The 20487-nt window shown below is 71.2% G+C and carries 12 protein-coding genes and 1 pseudogene; 6 read left to right on the top strand and 7 right to left on the bottom strand.

Annotation, left to right across the window (positions count from 1 at the left end; translation table 11 throughout):
- Positions 1-16: 16 nt before the first annotated feature.
- From ACQPZW_RS47365 to ACQPZW_RS47350, 4 genes are all read right to left on the bottom strand, one after another.
- Positions 17-3070, bottom strand: coding sequence for a M4 family metallopeptidase (locus tag ACQPZW_RS47365; RefSeq protein ID WP_433792517.1), 3054 nt, complete (start codon positions 3068-3070; stop codon positions 17-19).
- Between the two features lie 116 nt (positions 3071-3186).
- On the bottom strand, positions 3187-5193 hold the full coding sequence (locus ACQPZW_RS47360) for a biotin carboxylase N-terminal domain-containing protein (RefSeq protein ID WP_433792516.1): 2007 nt from the start codon (positions 5191-5193) through the stop codon (positions 3187-3189).
- An 11-nt stretch (positions 5194-5204) separates the two neighbouring features.
- Complete coding sequence (locus ACQPZW_RS47355) at positions 5205-6551, bottom strand: carboxyl transferase domain-containing protein (protein WP_433792515.1); 1347 nt, start codon at positions 6549-6551, stop codon at positions 5205-5207.
- Positions 6552-6712: 161 nt separating this feature from the next.
- Positions 6713-7390 carry a Crp/Fnr family transcriptional regulator gene (locus tag ACQPZW_RS47350; protein ID WP_014447921.1) on the bottom strand — a complete coding sequence of 226 codons (678 nt, stop codon included), beginning with the start codon at positions 7388-7390 and terminating at the stop codon, positions 6713-6715.
- A gap of 207 nt (positions 7391-7597) precedes the next feature.
- On the opposite strand from ACQPZW_RS47350, the gene ACQPZW_RS47345 reads away from it, so the two are divergent.
- The 5 genes and pseudogenes from ACQPZW_RS47345 (at position 7598) to ACQPZW_RS47325 (ending at position 12169) form a co-directional block, all read left to right on the top strand.
- Complete coding sequence (locus ACQPZW_RS47345; RefSeq protein ID WP_433792514.1) at positions 7598-8764, top strand: CapA family protein; 1167 nt, start codon at positions 7598-7600, stop codon at positions 8762-8764.
- A 106-nt stretch (positions 8765-8870) separates the two neighbouring features.
- A pseudogene (gene nth / locus ACQPZW_RS47340) lies at positions 8871-9566 on the top strand (endonuclease III); the annotation flags it as partial.
- Positions 9567-9706: 140 nt separating this feature from the next.
- Complete coding sequence (locus ACQPZW_RS47335; RefSeq protein WP_433792513.1) at positions 9707-10246, top strand: TlpA family protein disulfide reductase; 540 nt, start codon at positions 9707-9709, stop codon at positions 10244-10246.
- Positions 10243-10962 (top strand): NUDIX hydrolase, encoded by a 720-nt coding sequence (locus ACQPZW_RS47330; protein WP_433792512.1) that lies wholly within the window; start codon positions 10243-10245, stop codon positions 10960-10962. Before ACQPZW_RS47335 ends, ACQPZW_RS47330 begins: the two co-directional genes overlap by 4 nt.
- 28 nt (positions 10963-10990) lie before the next feature.
- Positions 10991-12169 (top strand): MarP family serine protease, encoded by a 1179-nt coding sequence (locus ACQPZW_RS47325; protein ID WP_433792511.1) that lies wholly within the window; start codon positions 10991-10993, stop codon positions 12167-12169.
- A 229-nt stretch (positions 12170-12398) separates the two neighbouring features.
- Here ACQPZW_RS47325 and mycP read toward each other — a convergent pair whose 3' ends face one another.
- Complete coding sequence (mycP, locus tag ACQPZW_RS47320) at positions 12399-13751, bottom strand: type VII secretion-associated serine protease mycosin (protein WP_433792510.1); 1353 nt, start codon at positions 13749-13751, stop codon at positions 12399-12401.
- Positions 13752-13890: 139 nt separating this feature from the next.
- Entirely contained in the window at positions 13891-17838 is a 3948-nt protein-coding gene (eccCa, locus tag ACQPZW_RS47315) for a type VII secretion protein EccCa (RefSeq protein WP_433792509.1), read from the bottom strand.
- Positions 17839-17992: 154 nt separating this feature from the next.
- Here eccCa and eccD point away from each other — a divergent pair, with 154 nt between their 5' ends.
- A complete protein-coding gene (gene eccD / locus ACQPZW_RS47310) occupies positions 17993-19408 on the top strand; it encodes a type VII secretion integral membrane protein EccD (protein WP_433792508.1) in 1416 nt (471 codons plus the stop codon).
- Between the two features lie 218 nt (positions 19409-19626).
- On the opposite strand, the gene ACQPZW_RS47305 is transcribed toward eccD, so the two are convergent.
- Entirely contained in the window at positions 19627-20133 is a 507-nt protein-coding gene (locus ACQPZW_RS47305; protein ID WP_433792507.1) for an inorganic diphosphatase, read from the bottom strand.
- Between the last annotated feature and the right edge of the window lie 354 nt (positions 20134-20487).

Below are 20487 nucleotides of genomic sequence, written 5' to 3'. Positions count from 1 at the left end.
GGTCACAGCCCTGCGGTCATCTGGCCGTCAGCTTGACCGTGCCGCTGGTGCCCGTGGTGTTGTAGCCGTCCCGGGCGACGACGACACGCAGCGTCCAGGTGCCACGCTTGAAGGCGCGGGAGAAGGCGTACGCCCCGGTCTTGCTGGTCTTCACACTGGTGATGGTGATCCAGCGTGAGCCCTTGCGGTACTGGAGGGTGACCGTGGCCCCGGCGCGGGCGGGTTTGGCCGTACCGGAAATCTTGATCTTCTTGTTGGCCTTGGGCTTGGTCGTGCTCGCCTTGGCCGTGACCGCGTAGCGCACCCAGGTGTAGGTGTTGCCCGAGGTGGCCGCCCACATGCCGGTCGCGCCGGTGAAGCGCACGCGGTAGGCGGTGGTGACCGCGGGCTTGACGGTGGACCGCCAGACACCCTTGGCGTCGGTCCGGGCCGTGCCGACCCTGCTCCAGACGGTCCGGCCGGCCGGCCGCTGCTCGATCGTCACCGTGAGCGCGCCCCTCGGGGAGGTGCCGTTGTGCAGCACCCGGCCGCTGAGCACCGTGGTCTTGCCGTAGGCGATCGCGGTCGGCGACACGGACACGGTCACCCCGGTCGGGGCGAGCGTGACCAGTTGCTCAGCGCTCTCTCCCGCCTCGCTGACCGACCGCACTCCGATCGTGTACGCCCGGCGGGGGTCCAGGCCGGTCAGAGTGAGTGCCGGGTCTCGCGTGGGGACCCGCGTCTCGGTGCCGGGCGACACCCGGACCACGTACGCGGTGGGCGAGAAGTAGGACAGGTCGAAGGGCGGCCGGGTCCAGCGCACCACGGCCGATCCCTCGCCGCCGGTGACCGAGACGTCGCGAGGCTCCATCGTCCGGTACGGCGGCAGGATCTCCCACGGGATCGAGGCCGTCACCTGGTTGCCGTCGGCATCGGTGCCGGTCAGGACCGCGGTCCCGGTGCCGACGCTCGCGATGGTCGGGTAGCCGGAGACGACGGCCTGATAGACGCCGCGACTGTCGGTCACCGACAGTTTCAGGTCCACGGGCAACCCGGTGGCGGTCACCTTGAACGAGTCGGAGCGATCCTGCCAATAGTCAGGGGCGTCGACGAACGTCGCTCCGAAACTGACCCGGGTGACCGGGCCGAGGCGGGTGCTGATCCCCGGGTCGGCCGACTGCAGGAGCACCGGGCCCTTGACCGCCCACGACATCGTGCCGGTGTCGGTGTTGCCGTCCGGGTCGGTGACGGTCACCGTGGTGTCGTACTTCGCCCGGCTGGTCGGCGCACCGCTGATCAGGCCGTCCGCATCGATCGACACACCCGGTGGCAGGCCGGTGGCGCTGAAGGTCAACGGCTGCCGCTGCGGGTCGCGGGCGGACGCCTGGACGCGGACCGGATCCCCGACCTTCTGCACGTACACGAAGTACGGCAGCGGGCCGAGCTCCGGTGCGTTGGTCGGGACCTGGGACGAGTCGACACCCACCGCGAGCCACGCGGCGTCCACCGCGCGGCGCTCGACGCTGTCCGCGCCGTACAGGTCGGCGGCGGCCGTCAGGGTCGCCCCTCGGGCACCGGCGAAATTGGTGTTCGAGACCATGTAGAGCGTGAGCGCGCGGTACCAGATCTGCGCGGCCTTGTCCTGGCCGATGCCGGTGACCGGGGCCGCCCCGCCGCACGGGGTGCTCTCGCCCCACTGCGACGCGGCGCTGCCCACCGCCAGGTTGTAGAAGAACTTGGTGCCGATGCCGGACGAGTAGTGCTCGTCGAGGTCCTTGATCGCCGGCGTCCAGCAGGAGACCGACTTGCCGTCCTTGCTCGGCTCGTCCATCCAGCGCCCCGGCGTGCCGTCGAGACGGGTCTTCTCACCGTGAATGTAGTCCGGCGGGTCGGCTGGATTGTTCGCGTAGAACTCGACGAGCGTGCCGAAGATGTCGCTGCTCGCCTCGTTCAAGCCGCCGGACTCACCCGCGTTGATCAGTGCTGCGGTGGAGGCGTTGAGGCCGTGCGCCATCTCGTGCCCCACGATGTCCAGCGGCGTGTACGGCGCCCGGCCCGCGGATCCGTCCCCGAAGAACGCGCACCTGCAGGACCGGGAGTACCCGGCGTTGTTCTCGTCGACGTCGTAGTGAACGTAGGCGGTCAATCCCTTGCCGTCGTTCGCGGCGCCCAGGCGACCGAACGTGTCCCGCAGGTAGTCCCAGGTCTTCGCCAGGCCGTAGTGAACGTCGACGGCGGCGGTGGCGCGGTCGCCGCGGGCACCGTCGCCCCAGACGTTGTCCGCATCGGTGAAGTCGGCGGACTTGATGGTGTGGTCGTAGTGGTTAAGCGCGTCGCGGACGGTGGTGTCACCGCGCTCCGGGTCGACGAGCGTGTAGGAGCCGTCGGCCCGCCGGGTGGTGTCGAGTTCGACGTCACCGACCTGGAGTCCGTGGCCGGTGCCCTTCTCGGCGCTCTCCACGGTGTCGTACGACCGCCGGATCCGGCCCGTGACGGCGTCGACGACGACGACCTTCGCCGGCCCGGTGACCTCCCAGGCCAGGGCCGGCTCGCCGTCGACGGCGTCCACCACCTTGCGGGCCTCGACCCGGCCGTCCAGACCGGCCGCGGCGATCGCCTCGGCGCGGCTCACCTTCGTGGTCTCCGGGACGTCGATCACCCGGTCCTGGGCCACGGTGGCGCTGCGGAACGAGCCGTCGGCCGCGGAGTGCACGACGAAGTCGCCGCCCAGCACGGGCAGACCGTCGTGGGTGCGGTGGAAGCGGACGTGCTGCGCGCCGCCGTCGTCGACCACGGTGTCCACGGCCTGGTATTTCTCGTCCGGCGCTGATCTGATCTCGGTCGCGTTGCGGCGGATCCCGGCACGCGCGGCGTCGATCGCCGCCTTGCGGGTGACCCGTGGCTCCGGTGCGGAAGCCGTAGCCGAAGCGGTCGTGCTCGGAGCCGGCGCGGGCGCCGGCTCCCCGGTGGCCGCGGCGAGACGCCCCGCCGGTTCCGCCGTGGTCTCATCCTCGGTGACCGTGCAGCCGCCACCGGTCAGAGCCAGTGCGGTGGTGAGCGCGATCAAGGCACGGCTATGCCGTACTGCCATCTTTGAAGTTCCCCCGTCGATCGAAGACGGTGGAACGATACCGGATCGACGTCATCGACGCATTCCAGTTCATCGAGACGTCGTCTCGATGGCGACGGCGGCCCGACGGGGTCGTGCTACTCCGGGTCGAGTACGGCCAGCAGCTCGCCGGTGTCCACTTCGGCTCCCGGCTGCACCGGGAGCGAGGAGACCACCCCGGCGGCCGGCGCGTGCACCGGATGCTCCAGCTTCATCGCCTCCAGCGTGAGCAGCAGCTCACCGGCCCGGACCCGTTGGCCCGGCACCACCAGGATCCGGCGGACCGCGCCCGGGAGCGGCGCGATCAGCGAGCTCTCGACCGCCTCCGGAGCGGGAAGCGGGAAGCGGGAGATCTCCCGCAGTGCCACCGAGCCCTCGGGACTGTCCACATACGAGACGTCGCCGACCCGGTGGACGTGCACGGCCATCCGGATGCCCTGCACGTTGAGGACCACCCGGTCGCTGTCGGCCGACACCACCACGACCGCCGGATGCTCGTCGGTCACCGGTGCCTGACCCAGACCGGCCAGATCCAGCTCCTCCGGGTCCACCGCCCGGACCCACCAGCCGGCCAGGTCGCCACGGCGGTTCATCCGGTAGCCGACTTCGACCGGGCCGGTCGGGCCGTCGTACACCGCCGTCTGTGAACCCGAGGGGACGTTGCGCCAGCCGGACGGCAGCGAGTTGAGCACCGGCGCCCCGGCCCGCCGCGCCGCGGCGCCGGCGAGGGCGGCCGCCAGGCAGGAGAGACGCACGGCGTCGACCGAGGAGAGCAGCGGCGCGAACACCTCCGGATGGCGGTCCAGGAACCCGGTGTCCAGGTCACCGGCGCGGAAGGCGTGGTGCCGCAACACCCGGACCAGCAGGTCGCGGTTGGAGACGACCCCGTGCAGATGGGTACGGGCCAGCGCCGACGCGAGCATCCGGGCGGCCTCCTGCCGGCTCGGCGCCCACGCCACCAGCTTCGCCAGCATCGGGTCGTGGTGCATGCCGATCACCGAGCCGTCGGCCACCCCGGCGTCGAGCCGCAGACCCGGCTGGGGGAGCGGCCGGAACCAGCCGGCGATGTCCGGCACGGCGAACCGGTGCAGCGTGCCGGTCGCCGGAAGCCACGCGTAGGCGGGGTCCTCGGCGCAGATCCGCACCTCGATGGCGTGGCCGCGGATCGGCGGCGGCCCGGGCATCGGCACACTGCCGCCCTCGGCCACCAGCAGCTGGAGGCGGACCAGGTCGTAGCCGGAGACGCACTCGGTGACCGCGTGATCGGCCTGCAGGGTCGGGGTGAGCTCCAGGAACCAGAAGGCGCCCTGCGCGTCCAGCAGGAACTCGACCGCCCCCGACCCGACGTAGCCCAGTGCCCGGACCGCGATGATCGCCGCCCGGCACAGGTCCTCACGCAACGCCGGATCGACGGCCGGGGACGGGGTCTCCTCGACGATCTTCTGATAGCGGCGCTGGATCGAGCACTCCCGCTCGCCGAACGGCACGACGGAGCCCTGGGCGTCGGCCAGGATCGGGACCTCGATGTGGCGGGCGCTGCCGACGTACGGCTCGCAGAAGACCTCCCCGCCGACCTCGCGACGGGTGGAGGCGATCGCCTCGGCCAGCGTGTTCGCGTCCCGGACCACCCGGATGCCGTGGCCGCCGGTGCCGGCCGCCGGCTTGATCAGCACCGGGAACCCGGGCACCTGCTCCGGGTCGGTGAAGGTCGGCAGGACCGGCACCTGCGCCTCGGCGACCAGCCTCTTCGTCTCGACCTTGTCGGCCAGGGTCCGCAGCGTGGCCGGTGACGGCCCGGCCCAGATCATCCCGGCGTCGACGACCGCCTGCGCGAAGTCCGGGTCCTCGGCGAGCCTGCCGATCCCCGGGTGCACGGCGTTCGCGCCGGCCCGCTGGGCGGCCGCGATCAGCGCCTCGGTCTGCAGATACGTCGCCGACGGCGTGGTGCCCGGCAGATGAACCGCGTAGTCCGCCTCGATCACGTGCGGCGCGTCGGAGTCGACGTCGGAGTAGACGGCCACCGTCTCGATGCCGACCAGCCTGCAGGTGGCGAACACCCGGCGGGCGACCTCTCCCCGGTCGGCCACCAGAAGTCGTCGGATCACTGGTCTACCTTTCAAGATCGGAACGCGCCGACGTGTCCGGCGCCCACCACGGCGGCGCTGTGCACCGCGGAGAGACAGAGGCCGAGGACGGTACGGGTGTCGCGTGGGTCGATGACGCCGTCGTCGGCTCGACTGGTGTCGGCCGACGGCCAGCTGAACCGGAACCGGGGCTCGTCGGCGCGCTCGCCGGACACCTCGCCCACGGTGAGGACCAGGTGCGGGACCGTCGACCGCGCTATCGCGTGAGCCATCGGGGCGTCGTGCCGGGAGTCCTGGCCCTCCTCGGCCGGCGTGCCCACGTGCCGCAGGAACAGCACCGGGGTGGCCGTGGTGTTCGCCAGATGCAGGAAGTGCACGACCTTCTGCGCCTCGGCCGCCGAACACGACCGCACCGGGCTCGCCAGCACCCCCAGGGGATAGCCGTGCAGCTCACCCCAGCCGGCCACCATCGCGGCACCGTGGCCGGGCTTGAACTCGTCGAAGTCGCTGTCGTCGAGAACCCGGGCGAACACCTCCCGCGGCTCGAACCTCGCCGGCTCGGCGGCCGCCAGCGTGAGCAGGCCCTCCGGGTCGTGGCGGGGCGGCGACGGGCGGCGGGTCCGGGGCGGCGGGCCCAGCTTGCGCCAGTTGAGCCGGCGTACACACTGCCGGGCCAGGCGCAGCCCGTCCCGCTCGTCCTCCGCCAGTTGGTCGGCCGGCCCCGTCGGTCCGGCCGGCACCACCGGGGTGGCCCGCACGTCGACACTCGCGTGACCGTTTATCGGCTGCGGATGGATCGTCAGCACCTTCGCGTGACCCCGTACCCGGATCGTGTAGTCGGAGAGCGCCGGCAGGTAGGCGGCGTCGCCGGTGGTGGCGCCGAAGACCACGCAGATCGACGGCACCAGGTCCGGCGGGAACAGGCCACCGGCCGAGCCGCTGTCGCCGGCCGACTCGACCAGGTTGATCAGGGGCAGCCGGTTCATCGTGGCGATCGCGGTGGCGCGGCGGATCTTCTCGGCCGTGTACGGGTTGACCGCGCCCTCTTCCACGGTCGGATCGTTCGCGACCACGACACACTCGACGCCCTCGACCACCCCGACCCCGGTGACCACGCTCGCGCCGACCGGGAACTCCGAGCCCCACGCCGCGACCGGGCACAACTCCAGGAAAGGGCTGTCCTGGTCGAGCAGCATCTCGATGCGCTCCCGGGGCAGCAGCTTGCCGCGGGCGTGATGCCGGGTCACATACTTCTCACCACCGCCGGCCCGGGCCTCGTCGAGGGCGGACTCCAGCGCGGCGAGGCGTTCCAGGGTGGTCCCACGCCCCTCCAGATAGGCGGGGTCACGCGGGTCCAGCGTGGTGTCGAGCACGGTCATCTCGCCACACCCCTGCCTGCCTTCAATGCCGCGCCCTCTCCTGTCCGTACCGATGCCTCTCGGCCACCTCCGTAACGAGTGGCCCAGGTGATGCGACACGGACACCGGAACAGCACGACTAAGGGGCTGTCCCCGGAGGACAGCCCCTTATCAGGCGACGGTCAGACGCGGGCGCGGCGCGCGAGGCGCTCCGGGTCCAGGATGATCACGCTCTTGCCGTCGAGGCGGAGCCAGGCGCGCGAGGCGAAGTCGGCGAGCGCCTTGTTGACCGTCTCGCGGGAGGCGCCGACCAGCTGGGCCAGCTCCTCCTGGGTGAGGTCGTGGGTCACCCGCAGGACGCCGCCGTCACGGGTGCCGAACCGGCCCGCCATCTGCAGCAGGTTCTTCGCGACGCGGCCGGGCACGTCGGTGAAGATCAGGTCGGCGAGCGCGTCGTTGGTGCGGCGCAGCCGGCGGGCGAGCACGCGGAGCAACTGCTCGGCGATCTCCGGCCGGTTGTTGAGCCACGGGCGCAGCGACGACTTCTTCAACCGGGCCAGGCGGCTGTCGGTCACCGCGGTGGCGGTGGCCGTACGCGGGCCGGGGTCGAAGAGGGACAGCTCGCCGAGCATGTCGGAGGGCCCCATGATGGAGACGAGGTTCTGCCGGCCGTCAGCGGCTCGTCGTCCGAGCTTGATCTTGCCGGACAGAACGATATACAGGCTGTCGCCGGCTTCGCCCTCGTTGAAGACCACGTCGCCCTTGCGGACTTCGATCGTGTCCATCTCCTTGGCGAGCGCCTCAGCGGCTTCCGGGTCTACACCCTGAAAGATTCCGCTCCGGGCCAGTACCTCATCCATCGCCGCACCTTTCGAAAACGCGCAACGTCTGCGCTCGATCAGTCTAGGCGCACGCGGGCGGGAAACGGGCGGCCACCCCTTGATCCAGATACTGGACGGTAACCTGAATTGCCCTGACCGCCTGCGACAATTCAGCGGTCCGGGCATATCAGGACAGGCCTTTCGTCGGTCGATCCCGCTTGCCGGACGACGGTATCGTCCACGTCGATGAATTCGCACCCCCGTCCCCGCCAGAGAAACCGGCCGTTCCTGGCCGGGATTATTGCTACGAGCGTCCTGTTTACGGCGGCTTTGGGGGGTTGCGGCCTGGTCGGCGATGACTCCGACCCGGTCTGGAATCCGCCGGCGGCGTCCGCGCCGGCGGCCGGAGTCAGCGGGAAACCGGTCCAGGAATCGGCGCCGGTCGACTCGATCTCGCTCTCCGCGACCGGCGACATCATCATGGGGGACGCCCCCGGCAAGCTTCCGGCCAACGACGGCGAGGGCTTCTTCGACTCGGTCACCGAGGCGCTCAAGTCCGATTTCGTCATGGGCAACCTGGAGCAGCCGCTCACCGGCGACACCGGCACCTCCAAGTGCGGCACGCCGAAACGGCCCAACTGCTTCGCCTTCCGGTCGCCGCCGGCCTACGCCGAGCACCTCAAGGAGGCCGGTTTCCAGCTGCTCAACACGGCCAACAATCACTCCAAGGACTACGGCGCCCAGGGTTACCAGAACACGGTGGCGGCGCTGGAGGCGGCCGGGCTCGAGCACACCGGGGCCGAGGACCAGATCACCGTCGTGGACGTCAAGGGCGTCAAGGTCGCGGTGGTCGGCTTCTCGCCGTACGCCGGTGCCAACAACCTGAACGACCTGGACGCGGCCACGTCGGTCGTCTCCTCGGCCGCGGAGAAGGCCGACCTGGTGGTCGTGCAGGTGCACATGGGCGCCGAGGGCTCCGACAAGACGCATGTGCGACCCGGCAACGAGCTGTACTTCGGGGAGAACCGGGGCGATCCGATCAAGTTCAGTCACACGGTGATCGACGCCGGGGCCGACCTGGTCGTCGGGCACGGGCCGCACGTGCTCCGGGGCATGGAGTTCTACAAGGGCAGGCTGATCGCCTACAGCCTGGGCAACTTCGCGGGCGGCGGGCGGACGCTGTCGCGTAACGGCGTCCTCAAGTACTCCGGGGTGCTGCACGTGTCGCTCACCTCCACGGGTGAGTACGTGGAGGGCAAGTTCGTCTCCACATATCTCAACGACGCCGGTGTGCCGACCCGGGACAAGAGCGACGACCGGGGCCGCAAGATGGTCACCGAGCTCTCCACGGCCGATTTCGACGACACCGCGGCCGTCATCGGCGCCGACGGTGGCATCAAGCCGCCGGCGTGAGCGGCCGACGTACTCTTTACCGGTGACCCGACCCCGCGCCGCGACGCTCACACCCCAGCGCTTCGCGGGCGAGACGGAGCTGGGCCGCAAGCGCCGCGCCCGCCGGATGGCCCGGGTGCTGACCGAGACACATCCCGACGCGCACTGCGAGCTCGACTTCACCAACCCGCTCGAGCTCGCCGTCGCGACGATCCTGTCCGCGCAGACCACCGACGTCCGGGTCAACCAGGTCACCCCCGAGCTGTTCCGGCGGTACCGTTCGGCAGCCGACTACGCCGCTGCCGACCGCGCCGAGATGGAGGCGCTGCTCCGGCCGACCGGCTTCTTCCGCGCCAAGACCAACTCGCTGATCGGGCTCGGTCAGGCGCTGCTCGACAGGCATCGTGGCGAGATCCCGCGCAAGCTGGAGCAGCTGGTCAAACTGCCCGGCATCGGGCGCAAGACGGCCAACGTGGTGCTCGGCAACGCGTTCGGCGTCCCGGGCATCACCGTCGACACCCACTTCAAGCGGCTCACCAACCGGTTCGGCTGGGTCGACGAGCAGGACGAGGTGAAGATCGAGTTCGCGGTCGCCGGGATGATCGAGAAACGCGACTGGACGATGCTGTCGCACCGGGTGATCTTCCACGGTCGGCGGGTCTGCCATGCGCGGACACCCGCCTGCGGGGCCTGCACGCTGTCTAGCATGTGCCCGTCGTACGGGACGGGCCCGACCGAGGCCGCGCCGGCCGCCAGGTTGTTGAAGGGGCCGCGGGCGCGCGAGCTGGCGGTCGCCGCGGGTGTGGACCCCGATCTCGTCCCGGCCACCGCGGGCGTGGATCCCGATCCCGGCCCAGATCCCGATTCCGCTCCGGCCGATGCCGGCCTGGATTCCGCTCCGGCCGCCGCCGGCCTGGATTCCGATCTCGCTCCGGCCGCCGTTGTTCGGGCTCCGGAGGAGCGGTGAGGCAGCTTTCCCCGATTCTGGTGGCCGCTCTCGCCCTGGCCGGATGCACGGCCTCCGTCGAGGAGCCGGAGACACCCTCGCCGTTCGCGGCGTGCGACAGCCTGACCGGTGGGTCGGTCTCCGAGATCCCCGACATCTCGCTTCCCTGCTTCACCGGCGGCGCCCAGGTGCCACTGAGAGACCTGCGCGGCCCGGCGGTCATCAACGTGTGGGGCTCCTGGTGCGGCCCGTGCCGTGAGGAGCTGCCGGTCATGCAGGGGCTCGCCGACCGGGCCGACGGCCGGTTCACCGTCATCGGCGTCGACACCCGTGACGACCGTTCCCGGGCCGCCGAGTTCGCCGGCGACCGGAGTGTCACCTTTCCGACTCTCTTCGACCCGGAGCAGCGCTTCATCGGCGGGCTCGGCGTGACCATGCTGCCCGCCACCGTCTTCATCAAGGCCGACGGGGGGATGTACGTGCATCGCAACGCCATGGACGTCGACCAGTTGATCGAACAGGTGCAGAAACAGTTCGGCGTTACGGTGGCCCGATGAGCCGGGGTGCAGTGCTGGGGCGACCGGAGGGGCTGCCCGACTGGTTCGAGCCGTTGCTCACCCGGGTCGGCGAGTGCCGTACCGAGGATTTCACCCCCCTGCGCCGCCCGGTCGGCGCGGGTGGGCGGGAGAGCGCGGTCCTGGTCCTGCTCGGCGAGAGCGAGGAGCAGCCCGGCCGTCCCGACCTGCTGATCCTTCAGCGGGCGGCGACCATGCGCAACCATGCCGGGCAGCCTGCCTTCCCGGGCGGTGCCACCGACCCGGAGGACGCCGACGCCCCGGCCACCGCCCTGCGGGAGGCGCAGGAGGAGGTCGGTCTCGACCCCACCTCCGCCGAGGTGCTGGCGCTGCTGCCGGAGCTGTGGATCCCGGTCAGCGGGTTCGTGGTCAGCCCGGTGCTGGCCTGGTGGCGCAAGCCGCATCCGGTGCATCCGCTGCAGCCGAGTGAGGTTGCGCATGTGGACAGGTTGCCGATCAGTGAACTGGCAGACCCCGCGAACCGTATCCGGGTGCGACATCCGAGTGGCTGGATCGGGCCTGCCTTCCAGGTTCGCGGTCTGCTCGTCTGGGGTTTCACGGCTGGGGTGATCGCTGCGTTGCTGGACATGGCCGGTTGGGCGCTCCCCTGGGAGCCGGGCCGCATCATCGAGCTTCCGGACGCCGTCGCCCCCGTTCCGGCCGCCCGCGGCGGTGCGCCGGATGAGGTGGTGCCGTGAGATGGCCCCCGACTTCTACGCTGAGTGAGTGCCCGTGGTCGATATTTTCCTGATCGTGGTCATGGTGCTGTTCGCGATCAGCGGATATCGCCAGGGCTTCGTCATCGGCGCGCTGTCGCTCGGTGGCTTCTTCAGCGGTGTTCTCATCGGTCTGCAGCTCGGTCCGCTGCTGGCCCGCCAGTTCGAGAACGGCACGGTGCGGCTGGTCGTCGCGCTCGGCGTCATCCTCGTCCTCGCGGTCCTCGGCCAGACCCTGGCCGGCTGGCTCGGCACCAACCTGCGGCAGGTCATCCAGAGCAAGCCGGTGCAATACCTCGACGACGCCGGCGGCGCGCTCGTCTCGGTGATCGCGGTCCTCTTCGCGGCCTGGCTGGTCGCCGTTCCGTTCGGCTCGACGCCGTTCCCGGCGATCAACGCGGCGGTCCGGGACAGCGCGATCCTCGGCGGTGTCACCGAGTTGGTCCCCGAGGAGGTGCGGGCCCTCTCCTCCGGGCTGCGTGACACCCTCGACACCAACGGCTTCCCCGACGTCTTCGGCGGTCTGGCTCGCACGCAGGCCCGCGAGGTGGCCGCCCCCGACCCGGCGCTGGCCGGCTCCAAGGTCGTCAAGGACTCGAAGAGCTCGGTCCTCAAGATCCTCGGCTCGGCGCCGAGCTGCTCGCGCCGCATCGAGGGCACCGGCTTCGTCTACGCCACCGAGCGCGTCATGACCAACGCGCACGTGGTCGCGGGCACGCGTGAGGTCGTCGTGGAGAGCGGCGGGCGCCAGATCGAGGGCAAGGTCGTCGTCTACGACCCCAAGCGTGACCTGGCCGTCCTCTACGTGCCCGGCCTCAAGGCCCCGGTGATGAACTTCGTCCGCAAGGAAGCCGCGACCGGCGCCAGCGCGATCGTCCTCGGCTACCCGCAGGATGGGCCGTACAACGCGCAGTCCGCCCGGGTCCGCGACGTCGGCGACATCACCGGCCCCGACATCTACGAGTCCGGCGACGTCACGCGTGACATCTACACCATCAAGTCGCTGGTCCGGAGCGGCAACTCCGGCGGCCCGCTGATCGACCCGAACGGCGACGTCCTCGGCGTCATCTTCGCTGCCGCGGCGGACGACAAGAACGTCGGATTCGCCCTCACCGCCGACGAGGCCGCGCCGGTCGCCCAGAACGGCCGGGTCAACACACGCGAGGTCCGCACCGGCGAGTGCGCCTGATCGCCTCACCCACTCGCCCGACTTATGAGGAATACCCTATTAGGTACGGTCTAAACGGCCGACATTCGCACCCACATCGCCCGTGGCGGCCACGCGGCCGCAGCGGTGCCTCACGGCCCCAACGCGACCATCCGGGCTGAAGCCGTTCCGTCCCGGATCTCCGAAGGCGGCGCGGGGCGCGTCCCTGAGCCCGTAGTAGCCGCGCGCGTCCCTGAGCCCGTGGCGTCTCTCAGCCCGTGGTGGCGGCGAATCGGCGGATGGTGATCGCGGCCGCGATCGCTGACAACAGGAACAGGCCGATCGCTATCCACCGGGCCGTCGGTGAGTCGTCGGCCGGCTCGGGCTCGGGCGGTGCGGCCCACCCAACGGTGTTCCCACCCGGGACGGCCTTCGTGGCGCCCGGTGGCTCGACACTCTGCTGCGGCGCCGACTGGGCCTGCCCGGCCACCGGGGCGCTGCCGAACCGGCCCACCCCGGGCGGCGGCGTGTTGTCGAGCGGATTGCCGGTGACGAACGGCACGTCGGCGGTGAGCGCCTTGACCGGGTCGATCAGGCCGAACCCGAATTCCGGGTCGCGGCCGGGCTCGCCACGGTCCGAAGCCGTCCGGATGATCCGGTTGACCACCTCGGGCGCTGACATGTCCGGCCAGCGGGAGCGGATCAGCGCCGCCGTCGCGGCGACCATCGGGGACGCGAAGCTGGTGCCCTGCACCTTCCAGTAGCCGCGTGGACGGGCCCCGACCAGGTCGGTCGCCGGCGCGGTCACCACCGTCTCCTTGCCGCGGATGGAACCGGTCCAGAGGCCCTCGCCGTCACGGTCGGTGCCGCCGACGGCGATGACACCCGGTTCACGAGCGGGATACCACACCCCGTAGTTGGAGGTCTTCGAGGTGCTGGTGCCGGTGGCGTTGCCGGTGCAGGCGACCACCACGACATCCTTGGCGAACGCGTAGTCGATGGCAGCCGCGAGGGTCGGGCTGGACCCGCTGCCACCGAGTGACAGGTTGACCACCTTGGCGCCGTTGTCGACCGCCCAGCGCAGCCCTTTCGCCACGATGAGCGCGTCGTCATACCGATTGTCCTCGTCCAGCACCCGGACCGGCAGGATCTTGGCTTTCGGTGCGATGCCGATGACGCCGGCCTGGTCGTCGTTACGGCCCGCGATGATCGCCGACACCGTGGTGCCGTGGCCGACCGGGTCGCTCTCGCCGTCGCCCTTGCTGTCGACCAGGTCGACGCCGGGCAGCACCTGGCCCTCCAGGTCGACGTGATGAGCGTCCACGCCCGAGTCGATGACCGCGACCGTGACCCCGGCGCCGTCGGAATAGTTCCACGCCTCGGCCAGGTTGAGCGCGCCCAGCTGCCACTGATCGGCCCGGACGGTGTCGCCGTTGATGATCGGCTCGGTCAACGGGGCCGCACTGGCGATGGACGGAACGCTGAACGCGATGAGGCCGGCCAGCGCCGCCGCGCCCAGACGCCGCCCGCTCCGGCTCCGGGCCGTGGACCGCCGCAGGGGGTCACCCCACACCACCGGGCCGGCCGGTTCTCGATGCTCACTGGTCACGGTCGGCGTCGCCATTCTCCAGGACGGGTCGGTCGTGGCTTCGGTCAATCGCTGCCGGGTCGCAGGGTCGCATCGTCAGTCGATGGAGGGAGATTACTCCCTCGTACCGGCGTGTCGCTGCGGTCCGTACCGTTCAATCGCACCGGATGTCTGTTCATCGACCCGCGTCACGGAACGGCGGCACGTGGGCGACCTGGATCAACCGCGTACCCTCACGGCGCGTGATGAGGCGGCCCCGACCCGGTGGCAGAGGGTAAGGCTTCACGTTTCCGATCAGCGCACCCTCGTCCGGCGAGCCCGACATCACCAGGCCGGGGGCCGACAGCTCCCGAAGCCGCTGGACGACCGGCTCGTAGAGCGCCCGCCCCGCCCCGCCGGAGCGCCGGGTCAGCACCAGGTGCAGCCCGATGTCACGAGCCTGTGGCAGGTACTCCACGAGCGGCGTCAACGGGTTCGTCGGACCGGACACCACCAGGTCGTAGTCGTCGACCAGCACGAACAGCTCCGGCCCCGTCCACCACGAGCGCTCCCGCAGCTCACGGGCGGTCACCTCGGGCCCGGGCAAGCGCCGCTGCATGTACCCGGCGGCGGACAGGATCAGGTCGTGCGTCTGCTGAGCCTGCATGCCGTACCCGATGCGGTGCTCGGACTCGGGCAGATCCATCAGGCTGCGCCGGTAGTCGACCAGGATGATCCGGCACTCCTCCGGCCGGAACCGCTGGGTGAGCGTCGTCGCGATCGACCGCAGGAACGACGTCTTGCCCGACTCCGCGTCACCGAACAGCAGGAAGTGCGGGTCAGACGCGAAGTCGATCTCGACCGGCCGCAGGTCGGCCTCGGCGATGCCGATCGGGATCCGCAGGCCGCCGCTCCGCTCCACCTCCAGCGACGTGTACGGCACCGAGGCCGGCAGCAGGCGCACCCGGGGCGCCGGCGTCCCCTCCCAGGCCGATGCGATCGACTTGACCAGCGCCGGGGTGTCGCCGATCGAGCTCACCTCGGGCCGGACCGTGAGCAGGTGCAGGCCCTTGGCCCGGTCGGCGGGGTGCGGGATCATGCCGCGGCCGGGCGCCTCGTCGGGCACCGACTCGGCCGCGCGACGGGCGATGATCGAGTCCGACGGATCACCCAGCCGCAGCTCGAGCCGGGAGCCGAAGAGGTCCCGGACGGCCGGCCGGAAGTCCATCCAACGGGACGTGGCCGCCACCAGGTGGATGCCGTACGACAGACCGCGGGTGGCCAGATCGGTGAGGACCGGCTCCAGCTCCTCGAACTCCTTGCGGATCGTGCTCCAGCCGTCGATCACCAGGAACACGTCGCCGAACGGGTCGTTGCCCCCACCGGCACGCCGGCTGCGGTAGGCCGCCATCGACTCGACTGCCAGCTCGGCGAACCGGGCCTCCCGCTCGGCGAGCAGGGTGACGATCTCGCCGACGGTACGCCGTACCCCCTCCGCGTCGAGCCGGGCGAACACCCCGCCCACATGCGGCAGGTCACGCAGAGTCCCGAGACCGCCGCCACCGAAGTCCATGCAGTAGACCTGCACCTCGGCCGGCGTGTGGGTGAGCGCCAGCCCGCACACCAGGGTCCGCAGCGCCGTCGACTTACCGCTCTGCGTGCCACCGACCACGGCGACGTGCCCGGCTGCTCCGGCCAGCTGCAGCCACATCACGTCGCGGACCTGCTCACGCGGCTTGTCGATGACCGCGATCGGCACCTGCAACCGGTTGTGCAGCGCCGGGTTGGTGAAGGTCAGCCCCCGGCCCGGCGTCACGCCGACCGGCCCGAGCAACTCGTCGAGGAGCGCGGACTCGTCCAGCGGCGGCAGCCACACCTGGTGGGCCGGCGGGCCCTGCCCGATGATCCGCTCGATCATCACGTCGGCCAGTTTCGGCCCGTCGTCGTCGGCCTGCGCCGGTTTCGGCGCGGACACCGGCGCCGCGACGTGCCGGGTCGTCCACGGCAGCACCTGGACGCCACCGTGATCGGCGCGCCCGCCGGACCGGCCGGCCCGGCGGACCGGCCCACCCACATAGGCGGCCTTGAACCGGATCAGCGGCTCGGTGCCGAACTTCATGTAGCCGTTACCGGGGGAGCGGGGCAGCTCGTACGCGTCCGGCACGCCGAGGACCGCCCGCGACTCCAGCGCCGAGAAGGTCCGCAGGCCGATCCGATACGACAGGTGCGTGTCCAGGCCACGCAGCCGACCGTCCTCCAGCCGCTGACTGGCCAGCAGCAGATGCACGCCGAGTGACCGGCCGAGCCGCCCGATCTGCAGGAAGATGTCGATGAAGTGCGGCCGCTTCTCCAGCATCTCGGTGAACTCGTCACAGACCACGAAGAGCGTGGGCAGCGGAGCCAGCGGCGCCCCGCCGAGCCGCGCCTTCTCGTAGTCGAACTGTCCCGCGTAGTTGCCGGCCTTGCGCAGCAGCTCCTGCCGCCGGCTCAGCTCGCCCTCCAGCGCATCGGCCATCCGGTCGACCAGCGGCAGCGCGTCCTCCAGGTTGGTGACCAGGGCGGCCGTGTGCGGCAGCCGGTCACAGGCGGCGAACGCGGCGCCGCCCTTGAAGTCGATCAGAACGAAGTTGAGGATCTCCGACGAGTGGGTGGCCGCCAGCGCCAGCACCAGCGTGCGCAGCAGCTCCGACTTGCCGGAGCCGGTCGCGCCGACGAGCAGGCCGTGCGGGCCCATGCCGTCCTGCGCCGACTCCTTCAGGTCCAGCTCGACCGGCATACCGTCGTCGCTCACGCCGATCGGCACTCGCAGCCGGTCCCGGTGCGGGCGGGCCGGCCAGCCCCGGCTCACCGAGAAGTTCTCCGGATCGGGGATGCCCAGCAGCTCCGGCAGGCCGGTCTCGGCCGCGGCCGGGGTGCCGCCACCCGGGTCCGGAGCGGTCGCCAGGCGCAGCGGCGCCAGCCGCCGGGCCACCGCCTCGGCCTCGTCCACGGTCAGCCCGTCGGCGCGGCCCGCCTCGCTCTCGTGATCCATCGTCCGGGTGCCGAGCACGCCGTCGGTCCGGACCTCGAGCACGAGCGACGACCGGTCCAGCAGCCGCGGCGGCATGGTGTCGAGGTCGAGCACGGTCAGGCCGTCGAGCGCGTCGTCCAGCCGGGTGGTGGCCGGCTCCGCCCCGTCGATCACGACCACTACGTGCGGCGTGCTCCCGCCGGCACCGCCGGGATGGAACCGCGGCCGTGCCCCGATCACCTGCTCCAGCAATGCGGCCAGACCCGGCTCGTCACCGGCCACCAGCCGAACCGGGCCCAGCGCGTCGGTCAGCATCGGATGCTGGGCGTGCGGCAGCCACTTGACCCACTCCCAGTACTGCCGGGCCTCCCGCCCGACGCAGACCGCGATCACCAGATCCTCCGGCGCGTGGAAGACGGCGAGCTGCGTCAGCACCGCACGGACCAGCGCGCGCGGCCCCTCCGCGCCCGGCGCGTCGCCCCGCACGAACACCCGCGCGAACCCGCGCAGCGACATCGCCACCGGCAGATCGGGCACCACCGAATACGCGTCGAGGAAGCGGCGCAGCGCACCCGCGGTCATCGGCTCCAGCTCGTCCAGCGGGCGGGTCACCGGCGGGACCAGCGGCGTCGCCAGCGTCTGCGGGCCCAGGCCCACCCGCACCACACCGAAATCCGGATCGCCGGGACGCCGCTCCCACACCCGGTGGCTGTCGGCTGTCGACCACAGCCGCTCCGGATCGGGATGCCGGTAGAGCAGACCGGTCCGCTGCATCCGCGCGGTCTCGCGGACCCGCTTGCGCAGCGACGCCAGATGCCGCAGATACTCCCGGCGGGCGGCCATCATCTCCGCCTTGCGCGGGGCCCCCGACGCGCCGAACGAGGTCATCATCATGGCCAGCGAGGAAACCCCGAAAAGACCGCCGATCACGTACGAGTACGCGCCCCCGCGCCCCTGGCCCATCATCATCGCCATGGCCATCGTGCCGCCCAGCATCGGCAGCGCCATCAGCCACTGCTGCCAGCGCGAACCCGTCGCCTCCGGGATCTCCGGCGGCGGCTCGACGGTCAGCTGCCCCTCCGGGATCTCCGGAGCCGGTCGACGGGCCGCCCGCTTGATCATCACGGTGCCCATCCCGCCCCCTTGAATCCGGCTCCGGCAGCCCCGCCGGATCTCGGGACTTCACGACCGGCCCACTCTAGGTAAAGTTCCGTCGATCCCGCAGCCTCGTCCCGGGCGATGTGGATAACCTCCGTCACTGGCTGTGGACGAACGGAAGGACTAGCAGGTGAGCGTCGGTCTGGCCCGCGTGACCATCAGCGCGCCGCAACGGCGGGTCGACGTGGCCCTGCCCGAGCAGGTGCCCCTGGCCGAGCTGCTGCCCGAGGTGCTGCGGCACGCCGGCGAGGGCCTCGCCGACGAGGGCGAGCGGCACGGCGGGTGGGTTCTCCGGCGCGGCGACGGCGTCGCCCTGACCACGGCTCAAGGCCTTCACCCCCAGGGTGTACGGGACGGAGAGGTGCTCCACCTGGTGCCGGCCGGCGAGGAGTGGCCCGAGCTCGAGTACGACGACGTGGTCGAGGCCATCGCCGAGGGCGCCCGTCGACGGGGTGGCGTGTGGGACCCGGCAGCCAGCCGCACGGCCACCCTGGCAGCCGCCGCGGTGCCCCTCGGTCTCGGCATCCCGGCTCTGCTCGCGTCCGGCTCCGGCGGGGTGCCCGGCGTGGTCGGGCTGGGTGCTGCGATCCTTCTCACCCTCGTCGGGACGGTCGCCTCCCGGGCGTACGGGGACGCCCGCGCCGGTGTGGCCCTCGGCGGATACGCGCTGCCCTACGCCTTCGCCGGTGGTGCCCTGCTGATCACGTCGTACGAACGCGGCGGCGTCCTCGCCCTGGTTCCGTGGCTGGGCGGGCCGGAACTGCTCGCCGGCTCGGTGGCGGTCCTGCTCGTGTCGGCGCTCGCCGGCGCCGGAGTGGCCGCCGGAGCCCGGTTCTTCACCGCGGGCGTCGTGGTCGGGCTGCTCGGCGCGATCACCGCGGCCACCGGGCTGTTCACCACGGCCGCCGGTGGTGCGGCGATCCTCATCTCGGCTCTGGTCTGCGGGATCGGGATGCTTCCGCTGCTCGCGGTTCGGTTCGGGCGTACCCCACTGCCGCCGATCGCCCTGCCGCCCGGCACCGAGTCGATCACCGACGAGACGGCCCGGCCCGCCGCCGACCCGGTGCGCAAACTGCCGGAACGGAGCGCCGTGTTCGCTTCGGTGGCCCGTACCGATGAGCTTCTCGCGGGCATGCTCCTCGGCCACGCCGTGCTGGCCGTCGGCGCCTTCGCCGTGCTCGCCACCGCCGGGACGCTCGCGTCCCGTGCCCTGATCGCGGTCAGCGCGCTCGCGCTGCTGCTACGTTCGCGCCTTTTCGTCACCCGGCGGCACCGGATGCCGGTCCTCGCCGCCGGCCTCGCCGGTGGCGCAGCCCTCGGAGTCGACCTCCTCGCCGGAGCCGGCGATGCGCTGCCCGCGGTGATCGGCGGTGCCGTCCTGATGGCGCTGGTCACCGTCGTCGCCGGAGCGCGGTACGCCGACCGGCCGCCCTCGCCCTACCTGGGCCGGGCCGCCGACATCGTCGACGCCCTGATCGTCGTCTCGGTCATCCCGGTCGCGTGCGCGGTGATCGGCCTCTACAGCGCGGTCTCCGGCCTGAACTGACCGCTGGTCCGCATCTTCGACCCGCTCACCGCGTCGAGACCTCCGGCACGGCGATAGACCGCAACATCGAGACCCGCGGCATGGCGATTGACCGCAACGGCGAGATCTCCGGCACAGCGGTTGACCGCGACGGCGAGATCCCCGGCGCTGCAATACGACCGCACCTGCGGGCCCGGGGCTCGCAGGTGCGGTCGTCAGCGGTTCGCGGGAGCGTGCGATCAGTGTTCGTGTTCTCCCTCGGCCTGAGCGGCCTCCTCGCGCTTGAAGGACGCGCGGATCTCCGCCTCCGCCTCGATCCGGCCGACCCAGGTCGCGCCCTCGACCGACTTGCCCGGCTCCAGGTCCTTGTAGACCGTGAAGAAGTGCTGGATCTCCAGGCGGTCGAACTCGCCCAGGTGGTGGATGTCGCGCAGGTGCTCCTGACGCGGGTCCTCGAACGGGACGCAGATGACCTTGTCGTCGCGGCCCTTCTCATCGGACATCCGGTACATCCCGATCGCGCGGGCACGAACCAGGCAACCGGGGAAGGTCGGCTCCTGGATCAGCACCAGAGCGTCCAGCGGGTCGCCGTCCTGCCCGAGGGTGCCCTCGATGAAGCCGTAGTCCGCGGGATACTGTGTCGCGGTGAAGAGGGTCCGGTCCAGCCGGATACGTCCGGTCTTGTGGTCGACCTCGTACTTGTTGCGCTGCCCCTTGGGGATCTCAACCAAGACGTCGAAATCCATTATTCGCTCCCCTTTTGCTTGCCCGCTTGAATAGACCGGTCCGCCGGGCAGGGAAGCGGGGCATGGAAGCAGGGCCCGCAGGATCCGCGCGCGACGGTGTGCCGGATGTCGCTAGTCTCCCCTAAGTCTGACGCCACGGGCGAGGAGGGGCGTGTGACGAGGCAAGATTCACATGACGGTCCGGAGGAACACGGCGTGTCGGGTTCGCAACCTGACCCTATAGAGGCTAGGAAGACGACCGATTCGTCATCCGCAGCGTCGACATTACCGGACAATCCGGGCAACGATGATGGGCCACGCCCGGATGTGGCCACGTCGCCCGACGGTGTGGCATCCCCTCCGCCGACCGCCGAC

The organism is Actinoplanes sp. CA-252034 (assembly GCF_050956125.1).
Lineage (GTDB): Bacteria > Actinomycetota > Actinomycetes > Mycobacteriales > Micromonosporaceae > Actinoplanes.
This window is presented reverse-complemented; position numbering and strand designations above follow the sequence as displayed.

Coding starts and splice junctions, on each gene's coding strand:
- mycP (WP_433792510.1), bottom strand. CDS start 13,751: ATGGCGACGCCGACCGTGACCAGTGAGCATCGAGAACCGGCCGGCCCG.
- eccCa (WP_433792509.1), bottom strand. CDS start 17,838: ATGGGCACCGTGATGATCAAGCGGGCGGCCCGTCGACCGGCTCCGGAG.
- ACQPZW_RS47355 (WP_433792515.1), bottom strand. CDS start 6,551: ATGACCGTGCTCGACACCACGCTGGACCCGCGTGACCCCGCCTATCTG.
- ACQPZW_RS47305 (WP_433792507.1), bottom strand. CDS start 20,133: ATGGATTTCGACGTCTTGGTTGAGATCCCCAAGGGGCAGCGCAACAAG.
- ACQPZW_RS47350 (WP_014447921.1), bottom strand. CDS start 7,390: ATGGATGAGGTACTGGCCCGGAGCGGAATCTTTCAGGGTGTAGACCCG.
- ACQPZW_RS47345 (WP_433792514.1), top strand. CDS start 7,598: ATGAATTCGCACCCCCGTCCCCGCCAGAGAAACCGGCCGTTCCTGGCC.
- ACQPZW_RS47365 (WP_433792517.1), bottom strand. CDS start 3,070: ATGGCAGTACGGCATAGCCGTGCCTTGATCGCGCTCACCACCGCACTG.
- ACQPZW_RS47330 (WP_433792512.1), top strand. CDS start 10,243: ATGAGCCGGGGTGCAGTGCTGGGGCGACCGGAGGGGCTGCCCGACTGG.